The organism is Erythrobacter epiphyticus (genome assembly GCF_034653295.1).
In the GTDB taxonomy this organism is placed as follows: domain Bacteria; phylum Pseudomonadota; class Alphaproteobacteria; order Sphingomonadales; family Sphingomonadaceae; genus Erythrobacter.
Genome location: NZ_JAYEEU010000007.1, coordinates 820,598 through 831,626, shown reverse-complemented (window position 1 = coordinate 831,626; position 11,029 = coordinate 820,598). Strand labels below are relative to the sequence as shown.

At 64.4% G+C, this 11,029-nt stretch carries 12 protein-coding genes; 5 read left to right on the top strand and 7 right to left on the bottom strand.

Going from position 1 to position 11,029, the window contains the following annotated elements; translation table 11 throughout:
• The 4 genes from SOQ14_RS09520 to SOQ14_RS09505 all read right to left on the bottom strand — a co-directional run.
• The coding region (locus tag SOQ14_RS09520) for an ACT domain-containing protein (RefSeq protein ID WP_322897840.1) at positions 1-383 on the bottom strand (383 nt) is incomplete at its 3' end.
• The gene (gene hslU / locus SOQ14_RS09515) at positions 383-1,681 is read right to left on the bottom strand and encodes an ATP-dependent protease ATPase subunit HslU (RefSeq protein ID WP_322897839.1); all 1,299 of its coding nucleotides are present in this window, start codon (positions 1,679-1,681) and stop codon (positions 383-385) included. The genes SOQ14_RS09520 and hslU, both read right to left, overlap by 1 nt.
• Positions 1,682-1,774: 93 nt before the next feature.
• A complete protein-coding gene (gene hslV / locus SOQ14_RS09510; RefSeq protein ID WP_322897838.1) occupies positions 1,775-2,332 on the bottom strand; it encodes an ATP-dependent protease subunit HslV in 558 nt (185 codons plus the stop codon).
• A gap of 45 nt (positions 2,333-2,377) precedes the next feature.
• Positions 2,378-2,830: an outer membrane protein assembly factor BamE gene (locus tag SOQ14_RS09505; RefSeq protein WP_322897878.1), complete on the bottom strand. Its 453-nt coding sequence runs from the start codon at positions 2,828-2,830 to the stop codon at positions 2,378-2,380.
• A gap of 305 nt (positions 2,831-3,135) precedes the next feature.
• Here SOQ14_RS09505 and SOQ14_RS09500 point away from each other — a divergent pair, with 305 nt between their 5' ends.
• Both SOQ14_RS09500 and SOQ14_RS09495 read left to right on the top strand, forming a co-directional pair.
• Positions 3,136-3,663, top strand: a complete 528-nt coding sequence (locus SOQ14_RS09500) for a ubiquinol-cytochrome C chaperone family protein (RefSeq protein WP_322897837.1) — start codon at positions 3,136-3,138, stop codon at positions 3,661-3,663.
• Complete coding sequence (locus SOQ14_RS09495) at positions 3,660-4,187, top strand: YceD family protein (RefSeq protein ID WP_322897836.1); 528 nt, start codon at positions 3,660-3,662, stop codon at positions 4,185-4,187. The genes SOQ14_RS09500 and SOQ14_RS09495 overlap by 4 nt, the downstream gene beginning before the upstream one ends.
• A 6-nt stretch (positions 4,188-4,193) precedes the next feature.
• On the opposite strand, the gene mtnP is transcribed toward SOQ14_RS09495, so the two are convergent.
• Together mtnP and SOQ14_RS09485 are read right to left on the bottom strand one after the other, a co-directional pair.
• Positions 4,194-5,060 (bottom strand): S-methyl-5'-thioadenosine phosphorylase, encoded by an 867-nt coding sequence (mtnP, locus tag SOQ14_RS09490; RefSeq protein ID WP_322897835.1) that lies wholly within the window; start codon positions 5,058-5,060, stop codon positions 4,194-4,196.
• A gap of 25 nt (positions 5,061-5,085) precedes the next feature.
• Positions 5,086-5,790, bottom strand: coding sequence for a glutathione S-transferase family protein (locus SOQ14_RS09485; RefSeq protein ID WP_322897834.1), 705 nt, complete (start codon positions 5,788-5,790; stop codon positions 5,086-5,088).
• A gap of 205 nt (positions 5,791-5,995) precedes the next feature.
• Here SOQ14_RS09485 and SOQ14_RS09480 point away from each other — a divergent pair, with 205 nt between their 5' ends.
• Genes SOQ14_RS09480 through SOQ14_RS09470 form a run of 3 tightly spaced genes read left to right on the top strand, consistent with a single transcriptional unit; the run spans position 5,996 to position 10,064 of the window.
• Positions 5,996-7,423 carry an aldehyde dehydrogenase family protein gene (locus tag SOQ14_RS09480; protein WP_322897877.1) on the top strand — a complete coding sequence of 476 codons (1,428 nt, stop codon included), beginning with the start codon at positions 5,996-5,998 and terminating at the stop codon, positions 7,421-7,423.
• A gap of 3 nt (positions 7,424-7,426) precedes the next feature.
• Positions 7,427-8,767: a phosphotransferase gene (locus SOQ14_RS09475; protein WP_322897833.1), complete on the top strand. Its 1,341-nt coding sequence runs from the start codon at positions 7,427-7,429 to the stop codon at positions 8,765-8,767.
• A 10-nt stretch (positions 8,768-8,777) separates the two neighbouring features.
• Positions 8,778-10,064, top strand: a complete 1,287-nt coding sequence (locus SOQ14_RS09470) for an acyl-CoA dehydrogenase family protein (RefSeq protein ID WP_322897832.1) — start codon at positions 8,778-8,780, stop codon at positions 10,062-10,064.
• Between the two features lies 1 nt (position 10,065).
• Here the strand turns inward: SOQ14_RS09470 and SOQ14_RS09465 are convergent, their stop codons facing one another.
• Positions 10,066-11,028: a bile acid:sodium symporter family protein gene (locus tag SOQ14_RS09465; protein ID WP_322897831.1), complete on the bottom strand. Its 963-nt coding sequence runs from the start codon at positions 11,026-11,028 to the stop codon at positions 10,066-10,068.
• Position 11,029: the final 1 nt, after the last annotated feature.

The window sequence follows — 11,029 nt, the reverse complement described above, 5'->3', positions numbered from 1 at the left end:
GCTCGATATCCTCTTCGGTGGTGSGAGAGGCGCTGGAGAATAGCCAGCGCCTCTTCGCGCCGCGGCCATGGCACGAACAGATGATCGTGGTAAAAACCCGCCACGACATTGCAGGCGATCCCCGCTTCGGCCAGCGCGGCGGATACGGCCGCTGTCAGCCCCACGCCTTCAAGCGCGGAATGCACCATCAGCGTGATCCGTGCGAAATCTCCGCCTGTCGCCGGGGTGATCGCGGTGAGCCCTTCATCTTCGCGGATCAGCGCAAAGGCCTCTGCGGGCAAGCCATCGCCCGCCACCACGTCAAAGCGCCACGCCCGCCCGTCCAGCACCGGCGCCATCTGCGCCAGCATGGCGGATAGTGAGGAAACGGGCGCGCGGGCCATTACAGGATGTATTTGCTGAGGTCGGTGTTGCCCGCAAGACCCGCAAGGCGGCCCTGCACATAGGCGGCATCGACGGTCACAGTCTCACCGCGGTGATCCTCAGCCTCGAAGCTGATCTCTTCCAGCAAGCGCTCCATCACCGTCTGCAAGCGCCGTGCGCCGATATTCTCGACACCGGCGTTCACCTGCGCCGCAATCCGCGCGATTTCGGCGACAGCATCATCGGTGATGTCGAGCGTGACATCCTCGGTCGCCAGCAAGGCCTTGTACTGGGCCACCAGATTGGCGCGGGTTTCCGACAGGATGCGGATGAAATCCTCCTCCGTCAGCGCCCGCAGTTCGACGCGGATTGGCAAGCGCCCCTGCAACTCGGGCAGCATGTCCGATGGCTTGGCGACATGGAACGCGCCGCTCGCGATGAAGAGCACGTGATCGGTCTTCATCGGGCCATATTTGGTCGCAACCGTGGTGCCCTCGATCAGCGGAAGCAAATCACGCTGCACGCCTTCGCGGGACACCGAGCCACCGCGCACATCGGACACCGCGATCTTGTCGATCTCGTCCAGGAAGACGATCCCGTTGGTCTCGGCATTCTGAAGCGCAACGCGCGCGACATCATCCTGATCGAGCCGCTTGTCGGCCTCTTCCTCAACCAGCTTGTCCCACGCATCGGGCACCCGCAGCTTCTGGCGGCGGGTTGCCTTGCGGCCCAGCGCCTTGCCCATCATGTCGGAAAGATCGATCATCCCGATCTGCCCGCCCATCGCGCCCATATCGAACGGCGCGCGCGGCTGATCGGCGACTTCGATCTCGACTTCGACCTCGTTCATCGCGTTTTGCACGATGCGCTGGCGGAAGCTTTCGCGGGTCGCTTCGGAGGCATTCTCGCCGACCAGCGCATTGAGCAAGCGCTCCATCGCGGCCTCGCTGGCGGCTTCGCGCACCTTTTCACGGCGGCGTTCCTTTTCGAGCCGGATCGCTTCCTCGACGAGGTCGCGGGCAATCTGTTCGACATCGCGCCCGACATAGCCAACCTCGGTGAACTTGGTGGCTTCCACCTTTACGAAGGGCGCTTCGGCCAGCTTGGCAAGCCGTCGGCTGATCTCGGTCTTGCCGCAGCCGGTCGGGCCAATCATCAGGATGTTCTTGGGGGTGACTTCATCGCGCAGGTCCGCGCCGAGGCGCTGACGCCGCCAGCGGTTGCGCAAGGCCACCGCGACCGCGCGCTTGGCATCAGCCTGGCCGATGATGTGTTCATCAAGCGCGGCCACGATCTGTTTGGGGGTAAGGTTGTCCATATCAAATTTCCGAATGTTCCGTTCGCCTCGAGCGCAGTCGAGCGGCCTTCGCGGGTCGGTGTCTCGACTGCGCTCGACCCGAACGGAGATTGTTCAAACCGTCTCGACCGTCAGGTTGCCATTGGTGAAGACGCAGATCTCGGCCGCGACCGCCATGGCCTTGCGCGCGATGGTTTCGGCATCATGCTCGTAATCGGCAAGCGCGCGGGCGGCGGCGAGCGCGAAGTTTCCGCCCGACCCAATCGCGGCAATATCGCCCACCGGCTCCAGCACATCGCCATTGCCGGTCAGCACCAGCAGCGTGTCCTTGTCGGCGACGATCATCAGCGCTTCGAGATTGCGCAGATACTTGTCGGTGCGCCAATCCTTGGCGAGTTCAACACTCGCGCGCATCAACTGCCCGGAATATTGCTCAAGCTTCTTTTCGAGCCGTTCGAACAAGGTGAAAGCATCGGCGGTCGCGCCGGCAAAGCCTGCGACCACGCGGCCATCACCAATGCGGCGGACCTTGCGCGCATTGGGCTTCATCACGGTGTTGCCCATGGAAACCTGACCGTCGCCTGCGATCACCGTGGTGCCGCCGCGCCGAACGCCGATGATGGTGGTGCCGTGCCACTGGATAAGGCCGTGGCTCGCCGGAACATGTGTCATGCTCGCCTATATGGCGCGCGCTTGCCCAGGATCAAGCAAGCCCGATCACATCCCGCCGGGGCCCATGCCGCCGCCCATCCCGCCGACCTGGCCAATATTGCCAAACAGGTCTTCAAGGAAGCCGCGCTCACGCCCGACAGTCGGGGTTTTGTTGCCGTTGGGGTTGAGATAGACGACCTTGTCGATCCCGCTGCGGTCGACCGCAATGACCCGTCCCGCATCATCAAATTGCACCGCCATGACCGCATGTTCGCGGATGCGCGGGTCGCGGAAGGGCCGGCGCCCCGTTACACTTGAAACATAATACCAGGTCGGCTTGCCATATTCGCTGGTGAAGGTCGGACGGCCCAGCGCCCCTTCCACCGAGGCCTGATTGTCGATGCCCGGTTGGACCGTATCCATCAGGGTCTGGTCAATGATGTAACCGCGCGGTTCCAGGATCGCCGTGCAGCCCGGCAAGACCAGCGCAGCCGCTGACAGCGCCAGCACCGCGCGCATCTGCCGCAGACTTTTCCTATCCGAAGTGATGATCTGGCCCAAACCTGTATCCGTCCCGTCTAATCTGGTCGCACGTCCGGCGCGCTCTATATCCCTGAAGCGCTCCCGGTTGCAAATTGCCTGTGCGCCCGGCTTTACGAGCCAAGACGCGTGCTGGCAACGCGGCATCTGCAAGTTTGCGCCTGCCCCGCGCTGCTTGAATGCGGCTTGAATGATGCACCGAAAATCGTCAGGAACCCGCACTGTCTGCCGCGGGTTACCGGCAGAGAGCGCTCCTTGCTCGCATCCGAAAGGTTATACCGCCGATGTCTTTCCTCTCTCGCCTGCTCGGCACCGCGCCCGACCCGCGCGAGGGCGTGCGCCCTTTGTGGCACCGCGTGATCGAACTGGCGCGTGATCCCGCCTACTACACTGAATGCGAGGTCGCCGACAGCATCGGCGGGCGCTTCGATCTGATCACCGCCGTCGTCAGCGTGATGATGGTGCGCCTCGAAGCAACCGATCTGCGCGCCGAAAGCGCGCTGCTCGCCGAACTCTTTGTCGAGGACATGGACGGGCAATTGCGCGAATTCGGCGTCAATGATGTGGTGGTCGGCAAGCGCGTGGGCAAGCTGATGAGCGTGCTTGGTGGCCGCTTGGGTGCCTATCGCAGCGCCCTGAACGCCCGCGATGAGGCGCGGCTGGCCGCTGCGGTCGGACGCAATGTGACCTTTGTCGAAGGCGTTGATGAAGCCGCCGCCGCGCAGAAGGTCGCGGCCCGGCTGCTCGCCCTTTCGGATCGGCTCGGCCGGTTCGACGATGCCGAACTTCTCAAGGCGAGCGGCATCTGGTGAGCAGCCCCGAACTCTCCCGCATGATCAAGACCCGTCCCTTGCCGGGCGAGACGATCGTGATCGAAGCCAATGTTGCCGAACGCAGCGCGCTGGCGGCACGCTTTGGCCTGACGGCAATCAATACGCTGCGCGCCGAAATTGCGCTTGAAGCGCGGCCCACGGCAATCCGCGCCACCGGGCGGTTGACCGCCGCCATCATCCAGCCTTGCGCGGTGTCGGGCGAGGATTTTCCGGTGGCGATTGACGAGCCGCTTGACCTGCGATTTGTCGCCGAGCACGCCTTGCCCGCCGATGCGCAGGAAGAGATCGAAATCGAGCTCGAAGCCGATGATTGCGACGAGATCTCCTATGCAGGCGACATGTTCGATCTGGGCGAAGCGGTCGCCCAAAGCCTCGGCCTTGCGATTGATCCCTATGCCGAAGGGCCGGGTGCCGATGCTGCGCGCAAGGCCGCCGGGATCGTGCAGGAAGGCGAGCAGATGGGCCCGCTTGCCGATCTGCTCGCCGCCCTCAAGAAAGATTGACCCCGCCTAGCCGAGCAGTCGCCGCGCGACAGCATCGAGCTTGGCCATCAGGGCAGGATCATGTTCGTCCGGCGCGGTGATCACGGCATCATCAAGCGCAAAATCAATCGGTGACGGCGCGCGCTCTTGCGGCAGGGCCGCGATGAATTGCAGCACCGTATCGCGGGCAAGCTGGCTATTGGCATGCATCTGGCCAACAACCTGCGCGACATCGACCGCCTCACCTTCGCGCCAGCAATCATAATCGGTCACCATTCCGATCAGCGCATAGGGCAGCTCGGCCTCGCGGGCGAGCTTCGCTTCGGGCATTGCGGTCATCCCGATGACATCCGCGCCCCATTGCCGGTACATCCGGCTTTCCGCGCGGGTCGAGAATTGCGGACCTTCCATCGCGAGATAAGTCGCGCCGACCGCGACCTTGCCGCCAGCGGCTGCCACTGCGCGGGCGGCCATCTCGGACAGGCGCGGGCAGACCGGGTCGGCCATCGAGACATGGGTGACAAAGCCGCTGGTGAAGAAGGTGTTTGCCCGCCCTTGGGTGCGATCAATGAATTGCTCGACCACCGTGAAACGGCCCGGCTCCAGCTCCTCGCGCAAGCTGCCGACGGCGGAAATAGCGAGGATATCCGTGCAGCCCGCGCGCTTCAGCGCATCAATATTGGCGCGCGCGTTAAGCTCGGATGGGCTGACGGGGTGACCCCGCCCATGGCGCGGCAGGAACCGCACTTTCACATCGCCGATGCGCCCGCACAGCACTTCGTCCGAAGGCTCACCCCACGGGGTGTCAATCGCGATCCACTGCGCGTCCTCGATCCCGGACATGGCATAAAGCCCCGATCCGCCGATGATCCCGATGCACCATTCGCTGGCCATGTCTGTCCCCTCGTTCACCCGGTGATTAGGTCAGTTGCACCTTGGCGGGCAAGGGGCCGCGGACAATCTTCTCCGCCTCGGCATAGGGCGCAGCGATCGCGGGATGAGCGCTCATCATGGCGTAATGCCGCGCGAGTTTCGGCCATGCATCAAGCGGCATATCCGCCACCAGCGCGATCTGCCCCAGCACGCAAGCGATGGTGATATCGGCGATGGAAAGCGCACCGCCTGCAAAATGATCCCCATCCGCCAGACCCGCTTCTAGCACATCGAAGATCGGCGGAAGCTGGCTGGCCCATGCCTCCCGCGCCTTGTCCATATCGGGGGCTTCGCCCTTGGTGACAGCGAAGAACACGGGGCGGAAAATCCCCAGCCCTCCTGCCATTGCCAGCGCGGTATCGGCGTATTCTTCCCAGAACAGCGCGCGTGCGTGGTCAAAGGCCGCTGCCGGATAGAGCGCGGGCTCCGGGTGCTTTTTCTCGATATAGGCGCAGATCGCCGAGGAGTCCGCGATGGTGCCACTTATCCCTTCGGCCGCGATCGAACGATCCCGCAGCACCGGGATCCGCTTCATCGGGGAGATATCGCGGAACCACTGCGGCGGAGCGAAGACATTGACCGCCTCAACCACGTAATCGACCCCTTTGAGGATGCAGCAGGCCGCCGCCTTGCGGACAAAGGGCGAGACCGGGCTGCCATAGATCACAAGGTCAGGGGCGGTATCAGACATGCATCAGGCTCCTCTCGCACAGGCGTTGGCCGCCCTGATAGGGCGCGCAGCAAATAGCGCAATGGTCAGGCGCGCGGCCGCCATCGCGGGCGTAAGATCGCTCGCATAGAGTCGTTGCGTTTTGATGTGCAACGCGTCACTTTCGCGCACAAACGAATCCCGCCGCAGCAAGGCGGCCCCGCGATACCAGAGAGAGGATATGAACATGGTCACCCAGTACAAGAACCTTATCGGCGGCAAGATGGTGGCGACCGATCGCTGGCTCGACGTGGTGAACCCCGCCAACGAGCAGGTGATCGGCCAGGTCCCTGCCTGCGGCAAGGCCGAGCTTGACCAAGCGGTCGCCGCCGCGCGCGCCGCGTTCAAGACGTGGAAGAACACCCCGATCGAGGAACGCCGCGCCGCAATCATGGCGATCTCGGGCGCGATCAAGGCCAATGCCGAGGAGCTCTACCGCCTGCTGACCAGCGAGCAGGGCAAGCCCCACGATCAGGCCAAGGGCGAAATCTACGGCGCTGCGGGGATGAGCGCGGCGCAGTCCACCCTCAGCCTCGAAGACGAGATCAACGAGGACAGCGACACCCGTCTCAGCCGTACCCGCCGCGTGCCTGTGGGCGTGGTCGGCGGCATCGTGCCGTGGAACTTCCCGGTGATGATGGCGATCCAGAAGATCGTGCCCGCGATGCTTTCGGGCTGCACCATCGTGCTCAAGCCCTCGCCCTTCACCCCGCTCACCACGCTGCGCATCGCCGAGCTGATCGCCGACAAGGTGCCCGCGGGCGTCGTCAACATCATCACGGGTGAGGACGACCTCGGCCCGATGATCACCAGCCACCCCGATATCGACAAGATCACCTTCACCGGCTCGACCGCGACGGGGAAGAAGATCATGGAAGGCGCGAGCGCCGACTTGAAGCGCATCACGCTGGAGCTCGGCGGCAATGACGCCTCGATCGTGCTGCCCGATGCCGATCCCAAGAAGGTTGCCGAACAGCTGTTCTGGTCAAGCTTCTCCAACGCGGGGCAAATCTGCGTCGCTGCCAAGCGCGTCTATATCCACGAGGATATCTATGACGAGCTGTCGGCGGCGATCGTCGAATATGCCAAGACCGTGAAGGTCGGCGACGGCAGCCAGCAGGGCACCGGCGTCGGCCCGATCCAGAACAAGAAGCAGTACGAGCGCGTTCTGGAGCTGATCGAGGATGCCAAGGCGAACGGCTACAAGTTCCTGCTCGGCGGCAACGCCGATCCGAGCGGCACGGGTTACTTCGTGCCGCTGACCATCCTCGACAACCCGCCCGAAGACGCGCGCATCGTCGCCGAGGAACAGTTCGGCCCGGTGATGCCGCTGATGAAGTTCTCGAGCGAGGAAGAGGTCATCCAGCGCGCCAACAACTCGGAATACGGGCTTGCGGGCGCGGTGTGGACCGGCAACCCCGAGAAGGGCGTCGAGATCGCGGAACAGCTCGAAACCGGCACGGTGTGGGTCAACGAATACCTCCACCTCTCGCCCTTCGCGCCGTTTGGCGGGCACAAGCAGTCGGGCTTCGGCGCCGAATACGGCAAGGAAGGCCTCAAGGAGTTCACCTACGCGCAGGTGATCACCGTCAAGAAGGACGCCGTCACCGCGTGATCCGTGGCGGTATCGGCTGAAGAACTGAGCGCCGGGCTGGCGCGGGTGTGTGCCCGCGCCGGTCTCGGCGCTTTATCGTATGCGCCGCAGCGCCTCACAGGCGGGGCGGTGATGGAGAGCTGGCGGTTTTCCGCGGGCGGCTCCGACTACGTGTTGCGCCGCGCCCCGAGCCTCGCCTTCATGGAGGGGCGGCCTTACGGGCACGCAACCGAGGCTGCGCTGATCGAGGCCGCGCGCGCCAAGGGCGTGACCGCGCCGGAAGTGGTGGCTGTGCTGGAGGAGGCGGATGGCCTCGGGAGCGGCTTTGTGATGCGCGCGCTGCCGGGGACGGCTGACCCCAAGGTCATTCTCGGCTGCGATGATCCTGAGGGGTTGTTGCGCGGCATCGCCCGCGATCTCGCCCGCATCCACTCCTTGCGGCAAGGCGATGTGCCCGCAGGTGTGCCGGTGATGGATTATCGCACCGCGATTGCCGACCTCAAGGCGCAGTTCATGGAGGCGGGCGGGGGTCGCCCGATCATCGCGCTGGGGCTGAAGTGGCTGGAGGACAATTGTCCTGAGCAAGTCGAGCCCGTCCTCAACCACGGCGATTACCGCATGGGCAATCTGCTGGTCGAGGGTTCGGCCCTGACGGGGGTGCTCGACTGGGAACTCGCGCATTTCGGCGACCGCCACGAGGACTTGGCCTTCGGCTGCATGGCGGTGTGGCGCTTCGCCCGGTATGACCGGCCCGCTCTGGGGCTTGGTCGGATTTACGATTATTTCGATGCCTACGAGGCGGAGAGCGGCACGAAGGTCGATATCGACCGCTTCCACTTTTGGACTGTCTACCGCACAGTCTGGTGGGCGCTCGGCTGCCTCAAGATGGCCGCGCAATGGCGCTCGGGCGCGGACCGGATGCTGGAGCGCGTCGTCATCTCGCGCCGGACGAGCGAGCAGGAGCTCGATCTGCTGCTGCTGCTCGAGGAGGATGCGCCGGAGGAAGAACGGGACAAGAAGGTTTACTTGAGCACGGGCAAGCGGTCACGCTTAGGTGAAGCGGACAGCGCAGAACTGGCAGAAGCAATTTCCGAATGGCTTGAATCGATCAAGGACAAGCTGGAAGGGCATGATCGCTTTCAGAATGCCGTCGCCCGCAACGCCCTCGGCATCCTTGCGCGCGACTGGCGACTCTATCCCTACCCCTACACCGCCACGTCGCTGGCGCAGGACGTCCTGACGGGTATCGCGAACTTGCGAAGGCCTGATCTGCTGCAACAGCTCAAGAGCCGCGTTCTGGAAAAGGTTCAGGCGGATTCCCCCAAATACCCGAGCTTGGCTACCGCAATCAAAAGATGGACCTGAGAGGAACACCATGGACTTCGCGCTTCCCGCCGACCTTCAGGCCTATCTCGACGAACTCGACGCCTTCATCGTCGCCGAGATCAAGCCGCTCGAAGCGCAGGACGACAATATCCGCTTCTTCGACCACCGCCGCGAATATGCGCGCACGGATTTCGAGGCGGGCGGGCTGCCCCGGCACGAGTGGGAGGAGCTGCTGAAAGAGGCCACCCGCCGCGCCGACAAGGCGGGCCATTGGCGCTTCTCCGCCCCCAAGCGCTATGGCGGGAAGGACGGCAGCAACCTCTGGATGGCGGTGATCCGCGAGCATTTCGCGCGCCAAGGCCTTGGCCTGCACAACGACTTGCAGAACGAGCACAGCATCGTCGGCAACTTCCCCTTCGTCGCCATGTTCGACCAGTGGGGGACCGAAGAGCAGAAACAGGAATTCATCGTCGGCGGGTTCGAGCGCACGCGGCGCGTCGCCTTCGGCCTCACCGAACCGCACCACGGATCGGACGCCACCCACATGGAGACCCACGCAGTGCGCGAGACCCGCGACGGGGTCGACGGCTGGCTGATCAACGGCGCAAAGATGTGGATCACCGGGATGCACGTCGCCACCCACTGCGCGATGTTCGCGCGCACTTCGGGCAAGGCGGGGGATGCGAGCGGGATCACCTGTTTCCTCGTCCCCAATCCCACCCCCGGCCTCGAAATCGAGGAGTGGATGTGGACCTTCAACATGCCCACCGACCACCCGCGCCTCAGCGTGACCAATGTCTGGGTGCCCGATAGCGCGATCCTTGGTGTGGAAGGCCGCGGCCTCGCGCTGGCGCAGAGCTTCGTCCACCAGAACCGCATCCGTCAGGCGGCGAGCAGCTGTGGCGCGGCGCTCTATTGCATCGACGAGAGCGTGAAATATGCGCGCGAGCGCAAGCCCTTCGGCGAGGAGCTGGCGCGCAATCAGGCGATCCAGTTCCCCTTGGTGGAACTGGCGACGCAGGCCGAGATGCTGCGGCTGCTGATCTTCAAGACCGCGTGGGAGATGGACAATATGCCCCATGAGCAGATCGAGAAGTCCATCTCGGACAAGGTCTCGATGTGCAATTACTGGGCGAACCGGCTGGTGTGCGAGGCGGCGGACCGGGCGATGCAGGTCCACGGCGGCATCGGCTATTCGCGGCACAAGCCGTTCGAGCATATCTATCGGCACCACCGCCGCTATCGGATCACCGAAGGCAGCGAGGAAATCCAGATGCGCAAGGTGGGCGCTTACCTCTTCGGCTATCTCGGGCCGAAGCGGGGGATGTACGAGTGAGCTAACCCCGCCGCTGCCACCACCCCGCGAGCATACTCCCGATCACCACGTGCCACACGGCCGAAATCGCCGCCGGAACCGGGGCGAGCGCGGCTTGCTGGATGCTGGCGAACTGCGCGGCAAAGGCGGGGGTTTTCGCCAACCCCGAACCAAGCCCGGAATTCTGCATCCCGACCTCGATGCTGATCGTCCGCGCCTCGATTCCGCCCAGCCCCAGCATCCGCGCCAGCCCATATCCAAGCGCAAAGCCCACCGCGTGGAGCAGGAAGGTCGCCAGCAACAGCAGACCGGCGTGCTCGGCGATCTGCGCCTTCGCCCCGCCGACGATCCCGCCCACGATCAGGATGACGAGCACGATCGCCACCAGGGGTAGCACCGCGCTGACCCGTTCTGCGGCGCGCGGGAACAGGCGGTTGAGCAGCGTGCCCAGCACCACCGGCACCAGCACGATGCTGACCATGTTGGCGAGGAGATTCCAGCGGTCAATCTCGACATAGGCTCCCGCCAGCCAGCCGGTCAGCAGCGGGGTCAGCACGACGGCCGCCAAAGTCGAGGCCATTGTCATCGCCACCGACAGCGCGACATGGCCGCGGGCAATATAGGTGACCACGTTCGACGCCGTGCCGCCCGGACAGCAGGCGACGAGGATCAGGCCGACGGCCAGCCCCGGCTCCAGCGAAAGCGCGCGGGCAACCGCGAAGCCCATCAGCGGCATCACCGCAAATTGCAGCACCACGCCTGCAACCAGCGCGCGCGGGGCCGAGGCGAGCTTGCGGTAATCATCGAAGGTCAGGGTCAGCCCCATCGCGAGCATGATCACCCCGAGCGCCAGGCTGAGCAGCGGTTGCCCGGCGATGGTGATCCGACCGTCGGTCATCCAGGTGAAGCCCGCGGGGAAGAACCACGCGAGCGCCACGCCCAGCACGGTCAGCGCCGCGAAATTGTTGGTGATGGTGCGCAGCATG

Coding starts and splice junctions, on each gene's coding strand:
- hslU (WP_322897839.1), bottom strand. CDS start 1,681: ATGGACAACCTTACCCCCAAACAGATCGTGGCCGCGCTTGATGAACAC.
- hslV (WP_322897838.1), bottom strand. CDS start 2,332: ATGACACATGTTCCGGCGAGCCACGGCCTTATCCAGTGGCACGGCACC.
- SOQ14_RS09505 (WP_322897878.1), bottom strand. CDS start 2,830: ATGCGCGCGGTGCTGGCGCTGTCAGCGGCTGCGCTGGTCTTGCCGGGC.
- SOQ14_RS09500 (WP_322897837.1), top strand. CDS start 3,136: ATGTCTTTCCTCTCTCGCCTGCTCGGCACCGCGCCCGACCCGCGCGAG.
- mtnP (WP_322897835.1), bottom strand. CDS start 5,060: ATGGCCAGCGAATGGTGCATCGGGATCATCGGCGGATCGGGGCTTTAT.
- SOQ14_RS09485 (WP_322897834.1), bottom strand. CDS start 5,790: ATGTCTGATACCGCCCCTGACCTTGTGATCTATGGCAGCCCGGTCTCG.
- SOQ14_RS09480 (WP_322897877.1), top strand. CDS start 5,996: ATGGTCACCCAGTACAAGAACCTTATCGGCGGCAAGATGGTGGCGACC.
- SOQ14_RS09470 (WP_322897832.1), top strand. CDS start 8,778: ATGGACTTCGCGCTTCCCGCCGACCTTCAGGCCTATCTCGACGAACTC.
- SOQ14_RS09465 (WP_322897831.1), bottom strand. CDS start 11,028: ATGCTGCGCACCATCACCAACAATTTCGCGGCGCTGACCGTGCTGGGC.